Source organism: Nostoc sp. 'Peltigera membranacea cyanobiont' 232 (assembly GCF_002245985.1).
In the GTDB taxonomy this organism is placed as follows: domain Bacteria; phylum Cyanobacteriota; class Cyanobacteriia; order Cyanobacteriales; family Nostocaceae; genus Nostoc.
Map to the genome: position 1 here is coordinate 37,732 of NZ_NOLK01000026.1, position 24,298 is coordinate 62,029.

Annotated in this window: 16 protein-coding genes; 9 read left to right on the forward strand and 7 right to left on the reverse strand. The window is 41.8% G+C overall.

Annotated features, from left to right (window positions below; translation table 11 throughout):
- Positions 1 to 364: 364 nt before the first annotated feature.
- Both CDG79_RS11560 and CDG79_RS11565 read right to left on the reverse strand, forming a co-directional pair.
- Positions 365 to 1,846 (reverse strand): sensor histidine kinase, encoded by a 1,482-nt coding sequence (locus tag CDG79_RS11560; RefSeq protein ID WP_094342265.1) that lies wholly within the window; start codon positions 1,844 to 1,846, stop codon positions 365 to 367.
- Positions 1,847 to 2,046: 200 nt separating this feature from the next.
- Entirely contained in the window at positions 2,047 to 3,756 is a 1,710-nt protein-coding gene (locus CDG79_RS11565) for a sensor histidine kinase (protein WP_094342266.1), read from the reverse strand.
- A gap of 253 nt (positions 3,757 to 4,009) precedes the next feature.
- Here CDG79_RS11565 and CDG79_RS11570 point away from each other — a divergent pair, with 253 nt between their 5' ends.
- From CDG79_RS11570 to CDG79_RS11585, 4 genes are all read left to right on the forward strand, one after another.
- A complete protein-coding gene (locus CDG79_RS11570) occupies positions 4,010 to 4,831 on the forward strand; it encodes an SDR family oxidoreductase (RefSeq protein ID WP_094342267.1) in 822 nt (273 codons plus the stop codon).
- A gap of 423 nt (positions 4,832 to 5,254) precedes the next feature.
- Entirely contained in the window at positions 5,255 to 7,159 is a 1,905-nt protein-coding gene (gene dnaK / locus CDG79_RS11575; protein ID WP_094342268.1) for a molecular chaperone DnaK, read from the forward strand.
- Between the two features lie 564 nt (positions 7,160 to 7,723).
- Positions 7,724 to 8,359: an acetoacetate decarboxylase family protein gene (locus CDG79_RS11580; protein WP_094342269.1), complete on the forward strand. Its 636-nt coding sequence runs from the start codon at positions 7,724 to 7,726 to the stop codon at positions 8,357 to 8,359.
- 205 nt (positions 8,360 to 8,564) lie between these two features.
- The gene (locus tag CDG79_RS11585) at positions 8,565 to 9,308 is read left to right on the forward strand and encodes a hypothetical protein (RefSeq protein ID WP_094342270.1); all 744 of its coding nucleotides are present in this window, start codon (positions 8,565 to 8,567) and stop codon (positions 9,306 to 9,308) included.
- 230 nt (positions 9,309 to 9,538) lie between these two features.
- Here the strand turns inward: CDG79_RS11585 and CDG79_RS11590 are convergent, their stop codons facing one another.
- Together CDG79_RS11590 and CDG79_RS11595 are read right to left on the reverse strand one after the other, a co-directional pair.
- Positions 9,539 to 10,282: a gamma-glutamyl-gamma-aminobutyrate hydrolase family protein gene (locus CDG79_RS11590; protein ID WP_094342271.1), complete on the reverse strand. Its 744-nt coding sequence runs from the start codon at positions 10,280 to 10,282 to the stop codon at positions 9,539 to 9,541.
- Positions 10,275 to 13,793: an eIF2A-related protein gene (locus tag CDG79_RS11595; RefSeq protein WP_094342288.1), complete on the reverse strand. Its 3,519-nt coding sequence runs from the start codon at positions 13,791 to 13,793 to the stop codon at positions 10,275 to 10,277. Before CDG79_RS11595 ends, CDG79_RS11590 begins: the two co-directional genes overlap by 8 nt.
- Before the next feature lie 483 nt (positions 13,794 to 14,276).
- Here CDG79_RS11595 and CDG79_RS11600 point away from each other — a divergent pair, with 483 nt between their 5' ends.
- From CDG79_RS11600 to CDG79_RS11615, 4 genes are all read left to right on the forward strand, one after another.
- On the forward strand, positions 14,277 to 14,567 hold the full coding sequence (locus CDG79_RS11600) for a hypothetical protein (RefSeq protein WP_223278104.1): 291 nt from the start codon (positions 14,277 to 14,279) through the stop codon (positions 14,565 to 14,567).
- 216 nt (positions 14,568 to 14,783) lie between these two features.
- Entirely contained in the window at positions 14,784 to 15,026 is a 243-nt protein-coding gene (locus tag CDG79_RS11605) for a hypothetical protein (RefSeq protein ID WP_094342272.1), read from the forward strand.
- Between the two features lie 359 nt (positions 15,027 to 15,385).
- Positions 15,386 to 15,673, forward strand: coding sequence for a TRADD-N-associated membrane domain-containing protein (locus tag CDG79_RS11610; protein WP_094342273.1), 288 nt, complete (start codon positions 15,386 to 15,388; stop codon positions 15,671 to 15,673).
- Between the two features lie 76 nt (positions 15,674 to 15,749).
- Positions 15,750 to 16,028 (forward strand): hypothetical protein, encoded by a 279-nt coding sequence (locus CDG79_RS11615; RefSeq protein WP_094342274.1) that lies wholly within the window; start codon positions 15,750 to 15,752, stop codon positions 16,026 to 16,028.
- A 156-nt stretch (positions 16,029 to 16,184) separates the two neighbouring features.
- Here CDG79_RS11615 and CDG79_RS11620 read toward each other — a convergent pair whose 3' ends face one another.
- On the reverse strand, positions 16,185 to 16,838 hold the full coding sequence (locus CDG79_RS11620; RefSeq protein ID WP_094342275.1) for an RNA ligase family protein: 654 nt from the start codon (positions 16,836 to 16,838) through the stop codon (positions 16,185 to 16,187).
- Positions 16,839 to 17,230: 392 nt separating this feature from the next.
- Here CDG79_RS11620 and miaB point away from each other — a divergent pair, with 392 nt between their 5' ends.
- Positions 17,231 to 18,595 (forward strand): tRNA (N6-isopentenyl adenosine(37)-C2)-methylthiotransferase MiaB, encoded by a 1,365-nt coding sequence (gene miaB, locus CDG79_RS11625; RefSeq protein ID WP_094342276.1) that lies wholly within the window; start codon positions 17,231 to 17,233, stop codon positions 18,593 to 18,595.
- 308 nt (positions 18,596 to 18,903) lie between these two features.
- On the opposite strand, the gene CDG79_RS11630 is transcribed toward miaB, so the two are convergent.
- Entirely contained in the window at positions 18,904 to 22,647 is a 3,744-nt protein-coding gene (locus tag CDG79_RS11630; protein WP_094342277.1) for a hypothetical protein, read from the reverse strand.
- Positions 22,644 to 24,194: a DUF11 domain-containing protein gene (locus CDG79_RS11635; protein WP_094342278.1), complete on the reverse strand. Its 1,551-nt coding sequence runs from the start codon at positions 24,192 to 24,194 to the stop codon at positions 22,644 to 22,646. Before CDG79_RS11635 ends, CDG79_RS11630 begins: the two co-directional genes overlap by 4 nt.
- Positions 24,195 to 24,298: the final 104 nt, after the last annotated feature.

Here is a 24,298-nt window from a genome sequence, read left to right on the forward strand (position 1 = left end):
AAAAAGCATCACAAATGTAGGCATAATCTATTTTGCTCATAAAGTTAATAAAAGGAATTAAAATTTAATCACTAGCTAATTATCTCTATTGTGAACAATTAGTTTTTAATTCCTTCTTTTCCCCTGCTTACCAATAATTATTAGCTAGAAGTTTTTGGGATTACGGCGGTAATTTGGCGGACATGATATTAGAGGTTTTAATTACTGTTTAATTTCATGTGAGTTCGATGGATTATATTTTATCCGCATAAAAAGACTTCTCCTTGCTTTAAAATTTAGTTCAAAGCAAGGAGAAGTCTTTTTAACTCACGTTAGTTTAGGTGAATATTTATAATTTAAAAAAATAGTTGATGAATCTTCACTCTTAGATTTTTGCTCCTGATTTATGTTGATTGCTAACTTCTAAGGGAAGGAAAATCGTCAATACTTCCCCATAGTGTGGACGCTGGCGGACAATCAATTTTCCACCGATCGCCTGAAACAAATGCTTAGTTGCGGCGATATTCAAACTAATCGTACCCGTTTCTGGCTGGAACATCAGCAATTGACCAAGGGCTTTGCGAATTGGTGGCGTTGCAGGTGTAGCGGCTTTACTCGAATCTTTGCACCCAAATTGGGGGGATAATTGTAACTTCAGTTGATCTCCAGCCGGGATAACTTGTACTTGAATATGGCTACCAGAAGGTAAGCTGCGAGTGAAATTCTCTATCAAACCAGTGAGTACCTGATCTAACATCATGGGATTGCTGACCACAGTTGGTAGTTGCTGGGGTAAAACAACATTTAAAGTTAAGTTCCGCCGATGTGCTGCTTGTTCCCATCGGGGAATGCTTTGCTGCAACACTTGATCTAAAGACATCGGTGTGAGTTGAGTTTTTGACGATTTTGTAGAGGCTGTAGTTTCTAGTTCTGCTGCCTTAAATAGCAACTCCATGCGGTCTATTTGCTCAGTACACTCATGATCGATAACTTTTAAGCGATCGACCACGCTGCGATCTAAGTCTTGCCGCTTCAGCAACAGACGGGTCATCGTGCGAATCGTTGTTAAAGGTGTGCGGACTTCGTGAGCGAAAGCTTGAAGCAATTCTACATCAGGATTTTTGGATTGGGCATTGGACATTGAACATGGGTTATTCTCTTTGTCTTCTTTGTCCCTAGTTCCTATTCCCCACTCCCTAGTCTCTTCTGCTTCTGTTAATTCCTGAAGCAACAACTGACTAAACTGATTCATGATGCGGTAGTCTGGTGCTACCGGGGAATACTGTTCTACTAATGCATCTAGATGGGCAAAAAATTCTGGATTAGCCAGCATTACCCTGGTTCCTAGCGATCGCCAAGCTTGCTGTACTACTTCTGGCTCAAAAGAAAATGAAAAGGTTTTTTTACCGTTTTTGTGGGTTGCTAAAACCAGGGCTAATCTAAATTTATCTGTAAAAACTAAGCAAAACTGCTCTGTCCCTAGCGGATCGGCAGGTAATAAAGGAAGTACTGATTCATGAGGAGCGACCTCTTCATTTATAGATGCGTTGGCGTAGTCCAACCCAGGCATCTTATCTGGCATCTGAAATGGCATCAGTGCCAAGGGATTAAATGGTTTTGCCGTAAAAGTTACTGTTTGTAAGCTTTGAGTCAGTTTTGGCTGACTAAATAAGGGTGCGGGTGCAGCTAAAACTAATCCTTGGGTTGTGTCAACTGAAGTACCTGCTAAAGTATTTAATAGCAAATGTTCTGTCGCAGCCAGGCTGACACGCCACTGCCGCTCTGCTTTACCAGGCGAACATTCAGCCACACTTGATTGATTTTCAGTTAAGATTTCGTTTAGACTTGGCAATATCCATTCGTACACAGGTTTTCACCCCCTAATTCAAGAGCGACTAACAGCGTCTTAAGGTAGACATTTCACTACTACCTACGAGGTTATAGCCATTTGTGTACTATTGAAAGTGGTAGAACCGAACAATTCGGGCGCAATTTCCCCTATATGGCGATGTCTACGACGGGCTACGCCTACGCACTTATTTTTCAAAAACCCTTATATTTACCCTGTTACCCAATGATGGCGATCGCAGATTGATATTGTGCTGATTTGCCGGCTCGAATCGGGATTGCGATCGCAAACTCTGCACCCTGTCCTGGTGATGAAATACATTTTAAAGATCCACCATGCTTTTCAGCAATTATCTGGTAGCTGATCGATAATCCCATACCAGTCCCCTTACCAACTGTTTTCGTAGTGAAAAAAGGGTCAAATAAGCGCGACTGGATGACTTCTGGAATTCCTAATCCATTATCAACAATCCGAATCACGGCAAATTCATTTACCTGTTGAGAAGAAATGCGAATCAAGGGATTTGGACAAAGTTCTTTTTGGAAAGCCTCTTCTAAAGCATCGATTGCATTTGTCAAGAGGTTCATAAATACCTGATTCATTTGCCCTGCAAAACACTGGATTTTAGGCATTTCGCCATACTCTTTAACCACTTGAATTTGAAGGCGATTATTTTGTCCTTTGATTCTGTGTTGCAAAATTAGCAGAGTACTTTCAATTCCTTCATGCAGATCGGCTGTTTTGAACTCAGCTTCATCCAAACGAGAGAAGATTCGGAGACTGAGAACAATTTCTCGGATGCGTTTAGCCCCTATTTTCATTGAGGTTAATATCTTAGGCAAATCTTCTGTTAGGTAATCAATATCGGTCAGTTGGTTAGCATTTTGAATTTCTGGCTCTGGATAGGGGTAGTATTTTTGATAAAGCTTAATTAACAGCAACATTTGTTGAGTGTAATCATCAGCGTATTCGAGGTTGCCGTAGATAAAATTAACCGGATTGTTGATTTCATGGGCAACTCCCGCAACTAGTTGACCCAGACTGGACATCTTTTCAGATTGAATTAATTGGATTTGGGTTTTTTGCAGGTCTTTCAGAGCTTGCTGAAGTTCTACTTCTGCCTGCTGGCGATCGGTAATTTCATCTCGTAATTGTTCGTTAGCATTGACTAACTTATCTCTGGAATGTTGCAAATCGTCCGCCATTTTGTTCAACGAGGTAGCTAACTCGCCAATTTCGTCCTGAGAGTGAATATTAACTCTGGTATCCAGCTTCCCTTCAGCCAGATATAGCAAAGCTTGCTGGAGTTGTTTAATCGGTTTTGAGATACTTATAGATATCAAATAGCCTGCTGATAATGCCAGGATGCCACAAGCCAAACTGATGACCAATGTCACAACAATATTTTTTTCGGCTGTTGCTAGTGCTGCTTTATAAAGTGGTGTATATTCTAGAATGACTGCACCAATTGTTTCACCTTTGCTAGTCTTAAAAGCAACAGCAATCAATTGAATCCCCTGTGGGTACTCAGGACTGACCTCAATATATATTCTGGGTATATCATCTTGAATAGTTTTACCAACTTCATTATTGCGATCGCGATCTAATCGCGTACCAATGTCTTCTGCAACTACATCTGCCAAAATGATTTTATTACGGTCTACAATCTCCAGATCGCGCTGACGTTGCTTGTGTAGCGATTGAACATGCTCTTGTAAGTGGGCTAGCATTTCCTTACGCGATCGCATTTCGTGGTATTCAAGCTCATTACTTACGAAATATCCCAGTAGTCCAGCAACCTCTTCAGCCTCTTGTTGAGCAAGATACTTAGCTATCTTCAATTGTTGATGAGCACTAATCGCACCAACAATTACTGAGAGAGTAGCCATTCCTAAAATACCCGCAATTAATTTTTGACTAATTTTCATTCCTTGCTCGAAACCTCAAGTGCGTACCCAGTTTTGGGGAGTTTGCCCTGATTTTAAAATTCCCACATGTGTGCCTGAAAGCTACAAAGTCAACAGCTATTAGGCAAATCTTTAAGCTCGGTCTATCTTGGCACACTTCGCGTAGCTTGCTTCCCCGTAGAAGTACGGCAAGCTTTGCTTTTCTACGAGAGGCTGCGCCAACGCGATCGCATTTTTTGAGTAGATTAAAAATAGACTATCTCAAAGGCAATTTATGACTTCTTTTGAAACTTCAGTCGAAGATTTGGTACTGGTTGCTGGTGCTACTGGTGGAGTAGGGCAACTGGTAGTAGGCAAACTCCTGGACAAGGGTTGGAAAGTTCGCGTCCTGACACGCAATGCCGCAAAAGCCAAAGAAATGTTTAACCAAAGAGTGGAAATCGCCGTTGGTGACATCCGTCAGCCAGCTACACTCCCAGGCGCAACGCAAAATGTCACCCACATCATCAGTTGTGCTGGAACCACCGCCTTTCCCTCTACGCGATGGGAGTTTGACCAAACCCCAAACTTGCTTGAATGGGGAATCACTTTCCTTAACCCTAAATCTAGCGAAGCAAAAGCAAAGAATAGTCCAACAAAGGTCGATGCCCAAGGTGTCAGCAACCTAGTTACAGCAGCACCCAGAAATTTGAAGCGATTCGTTTTCGTCTCTTCCTGTGGAATTCTCCGTAAAAATCAGTTTCCTTTTAGTATTCTTAATGCTTTTGGTGTCTTGGATGCCAAACAAAAGGGCGAGGAATCCATTATTAATTCAGGATTACCCTACACCATCATCCGTCCAGGACGCTTGATTGACGGGCCCTATACCTCATACGACCTCAACACACTGCTAAAGGCAAAAACAGGGGGTAAATACGGTGTGGTCGTAGGCACTGGGGATACACTTTCAGGTGATACCAGCCGGATTGATGTAGCAAACGCTTGCGTGGAATGCCTTTTTCAGTCAAGTACTTCCAGAAAAATTTTTGAACTAGTCAACCAGGGACAAAGACCCCCTGTAATTGATTGGGAAACTCTTTTCTCTCGACTTGAGTAACTGCTAAGTGCTGAGTCCTATTTTATCCAATCCCCAATTTCCAATCCCCAATTCTCAGTACTTCTGTAGTTTATTACCTCTAAAGACGGCAAACACCACTCTGACGTTACGGTTCACCCTAATTACTGAAAGTATTAATTCTCATACATTAGACACAGTGAAGGCAAATTGATCCATGAACCAACTAAAAACACAATTTAGTTAGTTTAACCGTCCCAAGCAAGGTTCGGGAAACCACCCTTCATGGACTGGCTACCACTAAGCTTCAGTATATATATCAGCATAGTCTGGAGTTTTAACCCCAGGAAAGCCAAATCAAAGGTATTCATGCTGAATTGGCTGATTTATTGACCTGTTGGTTCAAAATTTAGTCCTTTTTATTCTCATTCATTCATTTGTAGTTATACGGAGCCAGCACCTAAAATGGCAAAAGTAGTTGGAATTGACTTAGGAACAACGAACTCCTGCGTGGCAGTGATGGAAGGTGGTAAACCTACAGTAATTGCTAATGCTGAAGGTTTTCGGACAACGCCATCAGTAGTGGCATTTGCGAAAAATGGCGACAACTTGGTTGGCCAAATCGCCAAACGCCAAGCGGTGATGAACCCCGAAAATACGTTTTACTCAGTCAAACGCTTTATCGGTCGCCGCTACGATGAAGTAAGTAACGAAGCAACTGAAGTTTCTTACAAAGTTCTCAGCAGCAACGGCAATGTCAAATTAGATTGTCCGATAGCTGGTAAACCGTTTGCTCCTGAAGAAATTTCTGCAAAGGTTCTTCGCAAACTAGTTGAAGATGCCAGCAAATACTTGGGTGAAACTGTAACCCAAGCTGTAATCACTGTTCCTGCATACTTCAACGACTCCCAACGGCAAGCGACAAAAGACGCTGGGAAAATTGCCGGCATTGAAGTTCTGCGGATTATCAACGAGCCGACTGCTGCTTCTCTGGCTTATGGGTTTGACAAGAAGAGTAACGAAACCATTCTCGTATTTGACCTTGGTGGTGGTACCTTCGACGTATCCGTGCTGGAAGTAGGAGATGGAGTTTTTGAAGTACTAGCCACATCTGGGGATACACACCTTGGTGGTGACGACTTTGATAAAAAAATAGTTGACTTCTTAGCTGAAAAGTTCAAGAAAGCCGAAGGCATTGAACTACGCAAAGACAAACAAGCTTTACAACGTCTGACTGAAGCCGCAGAAAAAGCCAAAATTGAGCTTTCTAGCGTTACCCAAGCAGAAATTAACCTACCATTTATCACCGCTACCCAGGATGGCCCCAAGCACCTGGATACAACCCTGACTCGCGCCACATTTGAAGAACTTTGTTCTGACTTAATCGACCGTTGCCGTATCCCTGTAGAAAACGCTCTCCGGGATGCCAAGTTAACCAAAGGCGATATTGATGAAGTGGTATTAGTTGGTGGTTCTACCCGAATTCCCGCAGTCCACCAGATTGTGAAGCAGGTATTGGGTAAAGAACCCAACCAAAGTGTTAACCCTGATGAAGTCGTAGCAATTGGTGCAGCGATTCAAGCAGGTGTACTGAATAATGAAGTCACTGGCATCTTGCTGTTAGATGTATCACCGCTTTCTTTGGGTGTTGAAACATTGGGCGGCGTGATGACCAAAATTATTCCCCGCAACACAACAATTCCCACCAAGAAATCGGAAGTCTTCTCCACCGCAGTGGATGGTCAAACCAACGTAGAAATTCACGTCCTTCAAGGTGAACGCGAATTTTCTAACGACAACAAGAGTTTGGGAACCTTCCGCCTAGATGGTATTCCTCCTGCACCACGTGGCGTTCCTCAAATTGAAGTGGTGTTCGATATTGACGCTAACGGTATCCTTAACGTCACCGCTAAGGACAAAGGTACTGGTAAAGAACAGTCCATCAGCATAACTGGCGCTTCCACCCTGGATAAAACTGATGTTGACCGGATGGTAAGAGAAGCTGAACAAAACGCTTCATCTGACAAAGACAAGCGTGAGAAGATTGAACGCAAGAACCAAGCCGACTCCTTAGCATACCAAGCTGAAAAGCAGTTACAAGAATTGGGCGATAAAGTTCCCGATGCTGACAAGACTAAAGTCGAAGGTTTGGTGAAAGAACTGCGGGAAGCAGTTGCTAAAGAAGACGACGAGCAAATCAAAAAGCTCACCCCAGAATTGCAACAAGCTCTATTCGCCGTTGGTAGCAACATCTATCAACAAGCTGGTGCGGGTGCTGCACCTGGTGCTGAACCTCAAGATAGTGGTTCTAGCTCTACCTCTGGTAGCGGCGACGATGTAATTGACGCTGATTTTACAGAGAGTAAATAATTACCCTACTTCTTTCGGGAAGATTATTTTGTCCCGTATTATATTACCCATCCTGGTAAATGCCTGGGTGGGAATTTTTTTGTTATTGGTAGTTAAGAACCAGCATCTCCGCTAAAGTATTATGTTATCTAGGTTTTAGGATCGTTGAAGAGGTTTTGTAACAGAAACTCCTACTGGGTAGAGGTTCCTAGACGAACTCCCTACCGATTGGGTGAAATCGGATTAGTTGGAAACGATAACTGTTTCGCTAGAGGCTTGAGTTCCTTCCAAGCGTGAAACCCTACCGATTGGGTTAAATCGGATTAGTTGGAAACGGGAATTAGGACAAACAATATTGCGAATTCTTAACTTTATTCCTAATATCATGTCCGGTTAAACAATTGTCATTGCGTTCGCCCTTGGCGTTCCCGTTTGCGTAGCGTCTCCAAAGGAGAAGGGTACGAAGTGAAGCAATCCCAAAAGCCTTGCGATTGCTTCCTTCCACTTCGTTGCACTCGCAATGACATATCACAAGTAATTTGCCGGATATGATATAACTTCTCACTCTCAACTCCTAACTCCCTTATGCCATATCCACAAGCACCTTGGATACTTAAAGGCTACGCTATTCAAACTCTGCATTTGGTAAATATTGACCTGGTACGCCCTTTGATTCCCTTAGAGTTAGAAATTATTTCTGTATGGCTTGGTAAAACTGTCGCTAGCGTGTATTTATCTAATTACGGGTCAGGCTCGGCACTGGAGTATAGTGAGTTAATTATTGCCCCAGCTTTGGTTAATTACCAGAGAAAAATCGGCGGTTGGATTTCTCACATTTATGTAGATAATGCTGATTCGGTGGCTGGCGGTCGAGAAATTTGGGGACTACCAAAGGAAATAGCTCAGTTTACCTGGGAGCAAGGAGAGCATGTGACTGTACATCAGGGAAACCAGAAGCTGTGTAGTTTTAAGTATAATCAACAAAGCTTGGCATGGAGACAGGGATTAAGTGCCTCTTGTTTCAGCGTCAAGGGTGCTGATTTGCTGATATTCCCTACTAAATTTGAGTCTGTATTCGGTTTGATTGGTTCTAACCTTGAAATCCCCACCGAAAGTCCTTTTTCTGGCATAGGTTTAGGTCAGCCTTGGTTAACTGTGCGTTGTGAGCAAATGAGTTTGCGAGTTGATGCGCCCAAAGTCGTGGGGTTGATGCGCGTCTAGGCATTTTTAGACTAAAAACAATTGCGATCGCAAGGCGCAATCGGTTTGTTTTAGCGAACAATTTGACCCCAAAAATCACCCTGACCCAAATCCTAATAGTAATTTATACTCTAACACGAGAGTATATTTTTCCCTTAATTACTTTAAAGATGAATAAATTCTTAGTCCTCACTACAAACCTTTAATTATTTACGCCTTTCTACTTATGCAAACTCAAAATATTGAACAAATATTTCAAGATGTTTTAGATGAGCTTTACCAAGCATATCTGCCATCCAAACATCCTTTTTTCTCTCGTCTAGCTCTGTTACCACCAGAACAACTTCGTTCTCCCGATTTATTAGGAGAAATTTACCTCAGATACCAAGCAGCCTGCCATGCAACTCGTGTCATGGTTTACTTTATACCGCACTTAAATAGTCCCGCGCTTAGAGAGCGGAAGCTCAGAATTATTAGTGACGATGATAGTTGGCAAAATGGTGGGATTCACCATTATCAATTAAGTCAAGCTTTTGCTAATTTGGGAGCAAAATTGACTATCCCAGATGAAGAGTTTGGCAGTTTAGATGAATTACAAAAATATTTAGATCCTACTACTGCCAATTTTGTATCTTTAGTGCATAATATTTATCCACAGTCTCTAGGCCCTTTCTGTGTAGTTGAAATGTTTGCTTATGATTGGATGCAAGCATTAATGAATGCGCTAGCTGATTGTTTTCCATTTATTAAACAAGAGCCATATTTTACCGAATGTTTTGACCAAGGTGTTGAAGAAAGACACGCTCAAGAAGCAATAGAATTGACCAAGATTACTCTCAATAAATCACCACAATTATTTATTCCCACAATTGAGGGTGCAAACATGATGGCTATGGCGTTAGATCAATTTTGGTCTGGATTAAATAATTTATTGCAAGACATTCATCCTCATCCGCGCATCTTACTGTAATTCTCACTTGGGGGATGAAGGAGACGAGGGAAATTTTCACCCAATTCCCTTATCCCCAGAGAGGCCCCCACCTTCCCCAATCTTTAATTCCTTTTAGGGATTTCCAAGTAAAAAAATATTCCGTCGCAGAGGGACAAGGGGGACAAGGAAGACAAGGGAGACAAGGGAGACAAGGAAGAAAGAAGTCTAGTTGAGTAGACAAATTGAATAATTTATTTTTTGGAGTTCCCTTACGCTGCTAATAAATTTTGTTCAATATATGTGGCTTCAACAAAAGCTTGAAAAATTCTTTCATGATGGGGATCGTTAACTGAAAGCTCTGGATGCCATTGCACACCAATTGCCCAAGGGTGATGTTCGTGTTCCACTGCTTCAATTACCCCATCTTCTGGGGCATGGGCTACAACACGCCAACCATCTGGGACTTTGTGTACTGCTTGGTGATGCCAAGAAACTACCGATATGTGAGTATTCTGAACAATATTAGCTAGACGGCTTTCTCCATTTATTTTGACTAAATGTTCTGTGGGTAAACGCTTTCCAGGTTCAGGATCTATCCGATGTAATACTGAATTACCATAAACCTCTGGGACGTGGGGAATGAGAGTACCGCCAGAAGCAACGATGAGAATTTGTAAACCTCGACAGATACCTAACACAGGTAAATGATGTTGCATAGCATATTTGGCTAATTGCAATTCAAAAGCATCGCGATCGCTATCTATAGAATAAATGCTGGGATGATCTAAACCTTCATACCACACGGGGTTAATGTCTCCACCACCGGACATGATTAAACCATCCAAAGGCTCTAATAATATCGCCGGGTCAGCTTCACCTGGTGGTAATAATATGGGAGTACCACCGGCGGCGCGGACTGCATCTATATAAACACTTGGCAAAGAAAACGGTAATGCTTCTTGCCGACCGTAGGTTGTAATGCCAATCAACGCCTTTCGAGACCTTCTACTCATCGTTTTTCTTTGCTCCTAAGGTTTTTAAAGTTTTAATTTGAGCTTCTGTGAGATTCACTGCACCTGTGATATCCATCCCTTCACAGAGTCTGGGAGACCTAAGTGTTTTTTTCAACTCTCCTGTTTCTGTATGCCAAAGTATAATAGTGCCATCTTCACTACTACTAGCAAGAGTTTGACCATCAGCACTAAAGACTATAGACCAGATTCTTTCTTGATGTCCGGTCAAAGTTTGGTAGAGTTTAGCGGTTTTGATATCCCAAATTTCAATGATTGAGTTTCCCCCTGCACTTGCGACAAAACGACCTTTAGGGCTAAAAGCCACAGTCCGCACCCAACCAGTTTCTCCTTTCAAGGTTTGGATACACTTACCTGTAGTTACATCCCAGAGCTTAATCGTGTGGTCTTCGCTACCACTCACAAGGGTATTACCATCTGGACTAAAACGTACAGACCGTACCCATCCATCATGACCAAAGAGAGTTTTAAGGCATTTACCTGTATCTACATCCCACAATTTGATTGTGCAGTCTTCGCTACCACTAGCTAAGATGCTGCTATCTGGACTAAAAGTTACAGACCAGAGCCAGTTTTTATGATTCTCTTGAGTTTGGCGATATTCACCTGTACGAATATTCCATATTCTTAATATTTTGTCATCGCCACCACTGGCTAAATAACGACCATCTGGACTAAAATCCACAGTCAAAATGCGATCGAAATGGTCTACTAAAGTTTTGCGATGTTGACCAGTTTGAGTATCCCATAATCTGATAGTTTGGTCGTCACTACCACTGGCAATCGTACTACCGTCGGGACTCAAGGCAACTGCGCGTATTCTATTGGTATGCCCTGCCAAAGATTTACTTTCACCTGTATCTAAGTTCCAGAGTTTAATAGTTTTATCGTCATTGCCACTAATTAAGATGTTACCACTAGGATGAAAAACTAGAGACCAAGCCCAATCTGTGTAACCTTGAAGAGTTTTGAGACATTCACCTGTATGAGAATCCCAAAATTTCACAGTTTTGTCATCGCTACTACTGATTAAAGTTTTACCTTCAGGATCGGTAAAGGTAACAGACCAAACTTTTTCTGTATGTTCTGATAAAGTCCGGTAGCGTTTGTTAGCATCAATATCCCACAAAATTACCTTATGGTCTTCACTGGCACTAGCCAAAATGTGAGAATTTGGTTCTGGGCTAAATGCTAGCGATCGCACTCTTTGCGTATGTCCTGGTAAAGTTTGGAGATACTTGCCGCTATGAATATCCCAGAGCCTAATGGTATGGTCATCACTACCACTGGCTAAAATCTTACCATCAGAACTAAAGGCAACTGTACGTACCCGCGCTGTATGTTGTCCTTCCAGAGTTCTTATGTAATTTCCTGTGTGTGCATCCCACAAAATTACTGTCCTGTCACTACTACCACTAGCTAAAATTTTGCCATCTGGACTAAAAGCAACTTCACGTACCCAATGAGTATGTTTTTCGAGAATTTTCCAGCATTCAGCAGTATGAACATTCCATAATCTAACTGTTTTATCTTCGCTACTACTAGCTACTGTTTTTCCATCTGGGCTAAATGCTACTGACCAGACTCTTTCTTTATGTCCTTGTAACGATCTCAAAAATTGACCAGTTGTGGTATTCCATAATCTGACGGTTTTATCGTCACTACCACTTACTAAGATTTCTCCATCAGGACTAAAAGCCACCGATCTAATCCAATTTGTATGGCCTTCTAAAGTTAAAAGTTGATGACCTTTAGCATCTCTGAGGCGAATTTCACTTTTAGTATCACCCAAGGCAATCATCGATTTTTTCGAGTTATACGCCACTGCTAAAACAATCCCAAAGGACTCTGTAAACCGTGTTTTGTTTAAATCTGCATTAACAAATTTTACATCACGTAAATCTGCTCCTCTTAAATATGCCTGCCATACCGTGAAATTGGATAAATCAAGCCCAGATAAATTGTAGTTATGATAGCGTAATAAATCTAAAATATTACCCACAAGATATCCTTTAGGTAAATCCCTAATTTTTTGCTTTTGCTCCTCTAGGAATTTAACTAGTTTTGTATCTAAGTCATTAATATTTTTAGCAATTGGTTTAATAATTAATTGCATCTGGCTATTTCTTACATAGTCTTGGGCAGTAGCTTTGGATAAAGCAAATCTATTAAAAAATTGCGTCTGTCCAGAATTTAGCTCTTTACTTACCTGCCGAATCAGAATACCTGTCATATATTCCAATACGACATTTTGCAGGGTAAATTTACCATCAACGGCTTCAATTAATGAGCATCGTTTCAGGTTCTCTAAGGCATTAATCACATCAAAATATATCGGTTTTTCGGTAATATCCTCAAATAACTCCATAGCAGATATTGGCTCTCGATTAATTGCCAACCAGTACATAATTTCTTGTTCTAGTTCTGTCAGATGGGTAAATTGCTGCTCTAATAAACTTTCTATCCCTACAAATGGTGTCAAGGTAATTTCTTGAGATAAAAATTCCGAAACATTCCCGCTAAATAAATCTTGAATAAAAGTAGAGACTATTTTTAAGGCTAAAGGATTACCACTGTATAATCTTACTAGTTTTTGTATTTCCTGGTCTGTACCAGTAAGTTTTTTAGCCTCCAAGATTTTCATTACTTCTAAATCTTTTAAACCTTGGAGTGGTAAATAAGAAATTAGCAAATTTTCACCTTCTTGCATAGCAATTTTTTTCGGTTTGATCCGACTTGTAAATACTAAACAACTTTGGTGGTGTAATTCCCCGATCCTCTGAATTAAAATACTATAGTCTTGATATTCATCACGGTATTGTTCTGCATGGGAGCCATCCGCCAGGATTGATTCAAAATTATCTAAAATTAATAAACAACGGGAAGACCTCAAGTGTTCCAGCAGCTGTGTGATTTTTTCATGAATATTACCTGTAGGATTAATTTCTTCTTGATTCGACAAAAATTTAATGATCCCATTCAGTATTGTCTCTAACTTGGGAGCCTCCCGGAGACTACGCCAGATAATATAATCAAAATCTGATTTTAATTGTGCCGCTAATTTCACGGATAAAGCGGTTTTTCCCAGTCCACCCATTCCCAGCAACCCCACAATCCGACACTGTTCGTTGACGATCCATTGTCGGAGAGTAGCTAATTCCTCGGTACGTCCGTAAAAAGTGACAGTATCCGGCGCTTCTCCTAAATCTTGTTTGCTGTTAGAGGAGCTTTTCTCAGCCACAGGAACTATCTGATGAGAGGTTCCGTTGATGAGTTCTGGTTTGTATTTAGCAAATAATGTGACTAATTCGGATTTTTTAGTGACATCAAATGCTCTATATAGTCTTTCTAGGTACTTTCTGACTGTCGCTGGCTGAATAATCAGAACTTGAGCGATCGCTTCGTCTAACTCCCCAGCCAAAACTAAACGCAACACCTCTTGGCGACGTGGCGTTAGTTTATCGAAGGTTTCATTCAACTGTTGTTGATTCATATCGTTTGGCGGCTTTCCACCTAACATCCGATTTAGTGACTAAGAATAGCTTACAATCTAAAAGCTTTTGTGACACTTGTCACTTGTACGGAAATCTTGATTTTTTGAGATCCTCAATTGATGGGGAATGTGGAATATAGTAACGTGCTGATTGCTCAAAGCCTTTAACCAAAAAGCTTTGAGCAATATACACTCTGCTCGCGTATTTGACTATAGCCATACAAATAAAATTTCTCACTTAACTGCTTGACAGTAATCGGATCGGTATGAGATAGTTCTATACATGAGGCAGTTGTCACAGATTACGACAGTTGGTTCCTGAAAAAACACAATTAAAAACTGCCCACTCAATCATGTAAGCAAATCCCCTGGTAGATTCTTGTTCGCAAAGGTGACACCTTTCTTTTTAGCAATTGAACGGTTGACACATTTGTAATTTTTAACTGAGAGTCTAGCACTGGTATAGCATAAGGTTGCGTAACTATGCCCAGAGAAACTAGCGAAGCGAATGAAGTTGACAGAATTGTAACTCGGCTGCTGGTAATTCTTCTTACTTGTTGGCATGAGACTGGATTCGGTCACATAGAAATAAAAAGCGAACGAATTAAGCGTGGTCAAATTGTGGTGACTATCATGGGTTCTACCCACTATCGATATGTCATCAATAACGAGGATTTACAGAAGTGGTTGATGGACGAGAAGAAATCGAATTACTCTACAAGTGAATTCCAAATTCTAACACAATTGAATAAGTATCAGCAAACAACTGAATAATTAGATATTCTTCTCAAAAATAAGTAAAGCTTAGGTATAGTTGTGACGACTAACCAATAGCAATACGAAGAAAATACAGTCGAAAATGTGCAACCCCTAGCCATGATAAATGTGATTTTTACAAGGCAGGAAAAGTTTATCTAACTTTTCCTGCCTTATATTTTAAGGGGTAATTGATTGATAGAAAAAGTTAGCAAATTTTTGGAGAGCATAACTATGAAAACTCAACAAGAAAACAAAAATAACTTCTTATTTCGGTTAGCTTCAAGATTTTTAAAATACCTGCTACTGTTTGTATTTGGCTTGGCGATTACCTTTGTTATTTCTAGTATTTTGGGATTAGGGGGTGTGACTCAAATGCTGTTACCTGTGATTGCAGACTTGTTGGCAAAATTGACTATTATTCTAATATGTTTGTTTGCCACCGCCATAATTATTGAGTCTTTACTAAAAAAATAAATTGATCGGCATCTCATAGATGGCTAATGATTCAATACCGTTCAGTTAAGGCTAAAAATCAATATCCATGTAGGTTGAATTGAGCAATAAAATTCCACCTATGCGAAGCTTAGTGTTTTGCACTTCGCTCTATCCAACCTACAATATACTTGACTTTGACTGAAATGTATTGCAATACACTAGGATGCCGAAACTATCTTAGTTTGATTGGCATTACTATGAACTAGAAGCAGAAGTATTGAATCTTAAGATTTTAAGGTCGTAGCCAAGTTATGTATTGCCAGATGCTGAATATTGAGGGTGCGGTTGATGAAACCAAACGGATCGGAAGTATGAAATTTAAATCCTCTGCATAATCCATGAATAACGAACCAACTCCTAGTTCTCATTCCACAATCGAACTGTTCATTACCCAAGAACGCTTGCGCCAAGCACGTTACAGTTTTAATCTGTCCTTGATTGCCACCACAGTATCTTTCTTTATTGGCTTTGTAGGCGCTGGGCTAATTTTGTCAAATAAAATTCCAGAAGGAACTATTGCTGCTGCTGGAGGTTTGGTTTCAAGTGTACGTTGTATTCAACTTGCTAAGGACGCAAACGATAGACTTGACAAGATTTTAGCAGAAATAAAGAACGAAAAAAATTAACTGCTAAAATGATGGGATTGACTTCCTATTTGCAACTATACCATTTAGCGATCGCTCAACTGAGAGCATCCCCTTTTTGCGATCGCTAACCCAGGAACCTCCTAAAGAAAATGCCCAAGAATGCTTACGACTCATGGGCATGGCATTGAAGAATCTCGCCAGCGCGATGAACAATACCCAGGCACTCGAAACTGCGGCGATAATCTTGGGAAGCGAATCGACACCAATTGCGATCGCATATCGAGCCGATTGCTACAAGCCCACGATTTGGCTGTGTGAGTTGTGGGCGATGACTAGGCTAAAACACGGCATTCGGTTCCGCAGTAAAAATTTTTTACATAAATTAAGATTGTGAAATTGACTCTGAACCGAATGGCACGCTTGATAAGGAAAATTATTGAGCCTCTTGGGTGCAGAGGAGCAGGGGGAAAGAAGAAATTTTATGCATACGGACGGAAGCAATAGAAATTCACCTTTGTACGAATAGGGAAAATGGATAGTGCAATTTGCTTTATTCCCAATATGTCTTCCAATCATCCTTAAAAGCTTGCTGTAATTTTTTCATATAAGCATGTGTTTTAATTTTCACCATCCATCCGTTATTACTATCGCTGCCACCTCCTTTACAAATAACACCTTCTGATACACCATATTTTCCTTCTCGAATATCATCAATAAATTGACCTGTTAGCTTACCGCGATAAACAACCTGTGCGATGTTTAGGTAATTAAAATCTCGGATAAATCGTTCGGAAGCAATAATACATTTCTCAGTTTGTACATCAAAGAGAATCAGTTGTTTTGGGTCATCCTTTCGATGCATCCCTGCAAAGGAGTTAGTCCCAAAAAACTCTGTAAATACGGTAATTTCTGGATAGTGATAATTTAAATTTTCTTGAAATACTCTTTGTAAAGGATTAGCAAAGTCTCTGTTAAAAATCTCAGGAGCTTCTTCTAAACCTGGATGCGCTTTGTTAAATTGTGCAATTCCCATATCATCTAAATCAAACCGATCCCGACGCGTACCAAAGGCATACCACCCAAGTTCCAATTCCCAAACCCAGTGAAGATTTGTACCATCATATTTCTCAAAAGCTATGCAGCGTTCCCAAGGACAATTTTTGCTATCTGGAATTTTTGGATAAACAAGTTGCACTCGTGTCATTGCGATCAAAAGAGGTCTGTAACGCTTGCATTATAGAACCCATTAGACATATCCAAAATAGTATATTTTGTGGTAAAAGAACATCACGGGAAGTTTTTTGACACTAAAGTATGAGTGAGATACTGAATTACATTGAGAAGAATCCTCAAGAGGCAAAGCGGTTAAGGACTACATTCTAGCCACACAAAGGCTTTGACTATTTTCGGAGATGTCTAATGACATCTGCAAGTCTTTTGTGAGAATATCGCCGCCATTTTGCCTTCTCTTAACGCGTGTCTGAGTCACTGGTTGCCACGTTTTGATACCGACAAGGACTTTTAAAACATCCTCCTAAGAGCGTTATAGAATAGAAATAAACCTTATATACATTAGCTAATTAAGCAGAATTGACCATGACCACTTCTAAACGCCACTACCACATCACTACTTTCGGTTGTCAGATGAATAAAGCTGACTCAGAGCGCATGGCTGGCGTTTTGGAAGATATGGGCTTTGAATGGTCTGAAGACCCAAATAATGCAGATGTGATTCTCTACAATACCTGCACAATTCGAGATAATGCCGAGCAAAAGGTATATTCCTATCTTGGCAGACAGGCGAAGCGTAAGCATGAGCAACCTGATTTAACACTGATTGTTGCTGGTTGTGTTGCCCAGCAAGAAGGCGAAGCGCTGTTGCGACGAGTTCCAGAATTAGATTTGGTAATGGGGCCACAACATGCTAACCGCCTTAAAGATTTGCTGGAATCGGTGTTTAATGGCAACCAAGTGGTAGCAACCGAGTCGGTTCACATTATTGAAGATATCACCCAACCGCGACGGGATAGTAAGGTAACAGCTTGGGTAAATGTAATTTATGGCTGTAACGAACGCTGCACCTACTGCGTGGTTCCCAATGTACGAGGTGTCGAACAATCTCGCATACCGTCAGCCATACGCGCTGAAATGTCAGAATTAGGACGGCAAGGTTACAAGGAAATTACTCTACTCGGTCAAAATATTGATGCTTACGGCAGAGATTTGCCAGGAACAACGTCAGAAGGTCGGCATCTGCACAACTTCACAGATTTACTTTATTACGTCCATGATGTGCCAGGGATTGAAAGATTAAGATTTGCTACTAGCCACCCCCGTTATTTTACAGAGAGATTGATTAAGGCTTGTGCTGAGTTGCCCAAAGTTTGCAAACACTTCCACATTCCCTTTCAATCTGGGGATAATGAACTTTTAAAGGCGATGTCGCGGGGTTATACCCATGAGAAATATCGCCGCATCATTGATACCATTCGGCGGTATATGCCAGATGCCTCAATTAGTGCTGATGCGATTGTTGGTTTTCCTGGGGAGACAGAAGCACAGTTTGAAAATACCCTGAAACTGGTGGAAGATATTGGTTTTGATATGTTGAATACAGCAGCATATTCGCCGCGTCCAGGGACACCAGCCGCTTTGTGGAACAATCAACTAAGTGAAGAAATAAAAAGCGATCGCCTCCAACGCCTCAATCATTTGGGAAACTTGAAAGTAGCAGAGCGATCGCAACGTTACTTTGGACGCATCGAATCCGTTTTAGTAGAAGACCAAAACCCCAAAGATCAAACCCAGGTTATGGGACGCACTGATGGTAATCGGTTGGCATTTTTCAGTGGTGACATTAAAGAATTGAAAGGGCAGTTAGTAAAAGTAAAAATTACCGAAGTTCGCCCTTTTAGCTTGACAGGTGAACCAGTTGAAGTGCGAGAAGTCATGCCAGTTTAATCCTGAGACTACCGCTCTTTTATCACTCTGGAAAAAGAAAAATCAAAAGACATTCAGAAGGCAGAAGTACGAAGGCAGCTATGCTGAAGGGAACCCACGTTTAAAAACGTGGGATTGAAGCAATGACGCTTTGTATCTCGCGCTACGCGTCGACGCTCGATGACTCGCTAACGCTGCGCTATCGATACAATTCTTTTTTTAAACTGGGCTTTAGACCCAGAACTAAAGTTTTTATTAATACTCCTTTCCTTCTGCCTTCTGCCTCCTGCCCTCTGCCTTTCTTGTAATTTGCCAAGAGAAGCAAAATTTCACTGTCGTAATTTCTTTATCAGGCTTTGCACCGTGGATTCTGGTTGCTGACGTGGCACCGGCTTTTGTTGTCCAAAGCCCTCAAACAATTCATCCAGTTTAACCGTGAAACCCAAATATGCCCCACCTGCGGAACGTGTCCCGGAAAAATCCCGGTCATCAACTTTCCCAAAAACATATCCAGCAGAAAGGCGCAAATTAGGAGTGAGGTAATAGCCTGTTTCTACCACAAAACCTGTCTCACTGTAGTTAGATTGGCCAATCCAACGAGCCTCACCAACTAAATCCCAGCTATATCCCAAACGATAGGTAGCTCGTAATTGCCCCAGATTAACCGTACTTGTACCAGCTAAATCGTTAGCCAAATAAGAAGTACTGTTACGCAAAGCATACTTACCATAAAATTCCCATTGCCAGTTAGGAGCGTAAATAGCTTCTAAGGCAAAGGTATGGTCTTGGGAACCTGTACCACTGCCTAACAGGATAGTGTCAGGGATAATCGCCGGATTTTGGCGATATTCATAACGCAATAAAGCATTAAATTTATCGCTATTGGGGTCGCGGTAAGCTAAACCCAACTTCAGGTTAGCGGTATCTCCCAATCCTGACAGCTTTTGATTGGAAGAGTTTGCCTGTTGATAGCGTACCAAAGCTGTGAGAGCCGGAGAAATTTTACCTGTAGCACCTGCGGTAATTACTGTATTGCTACCACCAGAAGAAGTGCGATGTTCATACCGAGCGCTGGCTTGAAACTGGGGATTATCAGAGTATTCTAGCCCAACGCTATAACTATCTCCACCTTCAAATCCGATCGCAGATGCTGATTGACCAAAGGCATAGGGTTGGGCATATTGTTGACCCGCCGCAGTTCGGCCGAAGAAGTTGCCAAATATGTGTTCGTAAGCTAAATTCAGCCGCAATCCCGAAGCAATAGTCCAGCGGTTATTTAAACCTATTGCTCCTTGGGTAGTCAGTTCATTAGCACCACCTAAAATTGAGTAACGACCAGTCAAGGTAGTATCGGTTCCAATTTTGTGTTCGCCATTGACACTTAAGCTGGTGATGGAATTACCCGAAAATTGACCGCTAGTGTAAAACTGTTGAGCCAGACTGACACTGACACCAGGAATTACTGCCCAATTCAACCCTAAGATGGTACGGTCTGGGTAAACTGTATCTTTTTGGGAAGATAAACTGAGTTCATTTTGAGCTTGGAAAGTCAGGTTCTTAGCGATGGGAACAGTAAAACGCGATCGCAGTTGATCGGAATTACTACTTAAGGCGCTGTCAGCGATTCGGTCTTCCCGACGACGATGAATCCAATCCACATCCAAAGTAGCGCTACCCAAACGTTGTTGAATCCCAGCCGATATCGTCGTCAGAGAATTATCAACTTGGCTCCCAGGTATAGCTTCAGAACGGGGTGCAAACAGTTCTTCAAAGGTGTCTAGGGGTTGGGGAGCAATCCCAAAATTGTCTTCATGGTCATATTGCGCCCTGACATTGGTACTTGAGGTGAGTCTAGCTGTAACCTGCGCCCCATAACGGGTTTGTCCTGGGACAAAGCTAATAGTGGCATTATTGACAAAACCTGTATCAGCAAAGCGATAATAGGCTCGACCTTGAATCCCATTGGCAATTTCTCCCTCAGCTTCCAATCGGTACGCATCACCACTAACTTTTCCCACAACATCAGAATCATTCATGGAATGGGCATATTCTGCGATTAACTTGCCTTTGTCACCCAAAGCTATCAGCGCATCTGCACCGTAGAGTTGAAAATCACGCACCCCATGATTTTCTTGGAGGTAAGTTGCTCCTATCCAACTTTCTTGATTCAGCTTGCGCGAAAGGTTATATTGCAGACGACCGGCAAAGATATTGCTATCAGAGTTTTGGTCGTCGTATTGATAAGTACCAACAATCCGGCGTACCAATACTTGTCCAGTTTGATCGATATCTGTACGAAGAATCGGTTCGCGGAATAATAAAGTACCGCGATCGTAGTCGATTTCGTAGTCTGGGCCTCGGTTAAGCTGTTTGCGTTCTAGTACAGTTCCAGGGCGATTTAGTTCTTCTAACTCGATAAAGACATTTTCACTACCTGCTTGTAATATTCTGCGAGAGAGGAAGTAATAACCACTAGTACCATCGGGAGCAATGGTATCCCGTTGAAATCCCTCTAAGTTGTTGCCATAGAAGCCGGAAATTTGTAAGTTTCCTAAGTTGTAGTTAGCTTTAAAGCCGTGGAGTTGACGGGTGATAGAAGTAAATTGCTGCGATCGCCTTGCAAACTCTTCTGTGTTGTAGTCACCCCACATGGCATAATCAGGATCGGAGCCGGGGATACCATTTGAACGCTCAAAACGCAAAAATACACTGTCAATAGAAGGAGCGACTACATCAACTTTCGAGCTATCGCCGTAGACAGGATAGTTTTGCTCGCTGGATTGGTAAGTTCTAAACAGACGATTATCGCAGTTGCAATCTTCATTCAGATTACGAGAACTGTTGTATGCACCTGTAAACAACCATTCCCCGATCGCACCAGTGGCAAATATCGCTGAATGGAAATCTAATCGCGTGCCGTTATCTTTGTCAGGAGGGAGAAAATCACGAAAACTGCCGTAATAATCTGTCCCTCTCGCGCCCAAACGTAAATCTATCACCCCTGTTACCAAACTGGGACGCAGTGCAGTTTCAAATTGCAGTTGGGTAAAGGCTTCTAAATCATTAGCAATCGCCCGAATTGTCACAGTTTGGGCTTTTAATTGCGATCGTAAAATCGCAGTAAATTGCCCCCCTTTCGCCTCAACTTGAAATCCGGGTTCATCGGGTTTGAAGTCTTTCCCAACCAACTCCCCAGCAGTAGGGATCAAAGTGACAACAGCATCACGATTAGAGCGATTGCCATTTGCATCAATGAGTTGACCCCTGATTGTGGCTGTAGAACGTCCATCCGCAGGGATACGGGACTCAACTGTTTCTAAGGTTAATTGCTGTGCCGCTCCTCGGACTGCAACTTGCACTGTTACCGGGGGTTCTGTTCCTCCAACTGCTTGTGCAGAGATGGTGTTATTCCCTTCCTTTAAGGAGACACCATACCATGTCTGCGTTACCAAGTTAGTATTGGCCTCAGTTTCCGTCCGTCCTACTAAGGAAGAGTCTACCAACACGCTATTTACCCGCAATTCCACTTGACTACCAGCAGGGAATTGCAAAATTACTGTAGTAGCTTGTACATCTACAACACTCTCAGCCGTTGGAGTCAGGATTTTGATTGCTCCAGAAATGGAGGGAGGGGGAATTTTCTCTTTGGCTTCAACTATTCCGGCTATTTTGCGTAAGCCTCTAGGTAAAGTAACAGAAGTTGCTGGTTGAAATGCTTGTATTTCCGTTGGAGAACTTTGCAACTGTCTCTCACTGTTTTGGCCTTCGTCCTTCTTATCTTCTCTGGCTAAATCAACAGAAGTTGCTGGTTGAAATGGTTGTATTTCCGTTTCAAGAGGTAGAAACTGCTGCTCGGAACTTCCCAACAGATGAGGAGAATTTGAGTCTATGCTTTTTTCAGCAACTTTATTCTGTTCTATACCCTTGTCTGCTTGCGAAGGGAAAAAGAGGTTTTCATTGGCTGGTTCTGCTTTGACTATGGCAGGATACAAAACCAGGCTGAGAGATATTACTGGCATTACCCCCATCATCTTCAGGTTAAATCTAGTTGCACAGTGCAGTCTGGGTTTCATTTCTTGACTGGCTCCTGGAATGTGGGGGTAACTGCGAAGTTCATGCGTACCAAACCACCAGGTTCTAAATGCACCAAGCGGGATTGGCTATTGCGTTCGCGGAATTTTTCGTTGTGAGCTAGGGCGTAACCGGGTACACTGCTGAGGTCTAGTACACCTGTGTGGTATCCAGGTAAGGCATTAGCTAAGGAGAACAAACCATTCGGATCTGTAGTGATGCGGTTTCCGTCCTCTAGAAAAATCACTGCATTGGGGATTCCAGGCTCACCACGCTGTTGTTCGCCATCAAAGTTTTTATCAACAAAGACGCGACCGATAATTGTGCCACAGTCAGAGACGATTCCTGAACGAATTTTCAATTGATGGGTTGCAGGGCCATCCTTGGTGCTAAAACGGTTATCAGCTCGTTGACCATTGACGATCGCACTATTACGACCATTACCGCGCAGAGAATCAGCTGTTAGTTGAGCGGCATAGGCAATATTCAAGACTTTATCAGTGGGAATCGTTACGTCTGTCCTGAAAATCACCGTGTTCCCATTGCGTTCTGAGGTGAGAGTAACTACTTGACCATCCAACTCTCCCCGCACAGATTTAGGTAAAAATTGGAATCCTAAAGGTAGGCTGTCGGTGATAAATATATTATTCAAACCAGCATCAGCGAGATTTTTTACCGACAGGCGGTAGATTACCGTATCTCCAGGTTCAGCAGCAGCGCGATCGCCTGTTTTGATAATCTGCAACTGATTGGCTTGGCACAAATTTGTGGTGAATTCAAAGGCTAATAAATTTAGTCCCACAACCTCTGCATTCGGAACTAAAACAACTGTTTGCTCTACCCTGGTTTCACCTGTGCTACTTATTGGTTGACCATCCAGAGAAGTAGCAACATATCGCACGACCTGATTACCTTGTGTGCCAGTACTACCAAGGATTTCAATCTTGATTCGCCGTTGTTTGTAGATAGAATTTGGTGGTGGATTAACTACAAAAATGTAAATTCTACCTGGATCGATTTGACCCTTATTCGGATCGAGTAGGAAATTGTAGACACCCGCAGGGTTATTCGTAACGAAGTAAGGGTTACTATTCTCAGTATTTGGCGATTTTCCACCAGGAACGTTGTTATTAGAAATATCGGGTAACTCTGTTCGAGTCAAAGAAACCAAGCTGCCCAATTCTGTGCCCGTTGGGTCGCTAGAGTTAGGTTCGTATACACCAACTGAAAAACCTGTATAGTCAGATAAAATAGTGCCAGCGCAACCTAAAATCCGCCCTAATGGATCGAATAATCGGCTAGGAGTAACATTAAGCTGACTAGAACTTCCTTGATATTGATAATTAGTAACAGAGTCTGTATAAGTATAAGTAGCTTGATTTATTAATGGCAAAGATGCAGCTAGATTGTTAGTCTGCTGCGCGATCGCTGGTATAGGTGTAATAGTATGCAAAAAACTTCCCAGAAGAACAGTAGCTGTTAACCGTCGCCACCAGCTACTGCAAGAAGTAATTTGCTTTTGGTTTTGAAGACGGCTCACAAAACACATCTCCTCTGAAATGTCAAGCTTGTTGTTAATAAAAGCACTTATTTATTTCTGGAAATCCAGAATTTTTAAATGGTGTAAATCTCGTTTCGGAGGCCACAGCACCC

What these genes read in the sequence shown, in the direction of transcription:
- CDG79_RS11595 (WP_094342288.1), bottom strand. Translation starts at nt 13,793, where the DNA reads ATGAATCAACAACAGTTGAATGAAACCTTCGATAAACTAACGCCACGT.
- CDG79_RS11580 (WP_094342269.1), top strand. Translation starts at nt 7,724, where the DNA reads ATGCCATATCCACAAGCACCTTGGATACTTAAAGGCTACGCTATTCAA.
- CDG79_RS11605 (WP_094342272.1), top strand. Translation starts at nt 14,784, where the DNA reads ATGAAAACTCAACAAGAAAACAAAAATAACTTCTTATTTCGGTTAGCT.
- dnaK (WP_094342268.1), top strand. Translation starts at nt 5,255, where the DNA reads ATGGCAAAAGTAGTTGGAATTGACTTAGGAACAACGAACTCCTGCGTG.
- CDG79_RS11600 (WP_223278104.1), top strand. Translation starts at nt 14,277, where the DNA reads ATGCCCAGAGAAACTAGCGAAGCGAATGAAGTTGACAGAATTGTAACT.
- CDG79_RS11590 (WP_094342271.1), bottom strand. Translation starts at nt 10,282, where the DNA reads ATGAGTAGAAGGTCTCGAAAGGCGTTGATTGGCATTACAACCTACGGT.
- miaB (WP_094342276.1), top strand. Translation starts at nt 17,231, where the DNA reads ATGACCACTTCTAAACGCCACTACCACATCACTACTTTCGGTTGTCAG.
- CDG79_RS11635 (WP_094342278.1), bottom strand. Translation starts at nt 24,194, where the DNA reads ATGTGTTTTGTGAGCCGTCTTCAAAACCAAAAGCAAATTACTTCTTGC.
- CDG79_RS11570 (WP_094342267.1), top strand. Translation starts at nt 4,010, where the DNA reads ATGACTTCTTTTGAAACTTCAGTCGAAGATTTGGTACTGGTTGCTGGT.
- CDG79_RS11610 (WP_094342273.1), top strand. Translation starts at nt 15,386, where the DNA reads ATGAATAACGAACCAACTCCTAGTTCTCATTCCACAATCGAACTGTTC.
- CDG79_RS11565 (WP_094342266.1), bottom strand. Translation starts at nt 3,756, where the DNA reads ATGAAAATTAGTCAAAAATTAATTGCGGGTATTTTAGGAATGGCTACT.
- CDG79_RS11620 (WP_094342275.1), bottom strand. Translation starts at nt 16,838, where the DNA reads ATGACACGAGTGCAACTTGTTTATCCAAAAATTCCAGATAGCAAAAAT.
- CDG79_RS11585 (WP_094342270.1), top strand. Translation starts at nt 8,565, where the DNA reads ATGCAAACTCAAAATATTGAACAAATATTTCAAGATGTTTTAGATGAG.
- CDG79_RS11630 (WP_094342277.1), bottom strand. Translation starts at nt 22,647, where the DNA reads ATGAAACCCAGACTGCACTGTGCAACTAGATTTAACCTGAAGATGATG.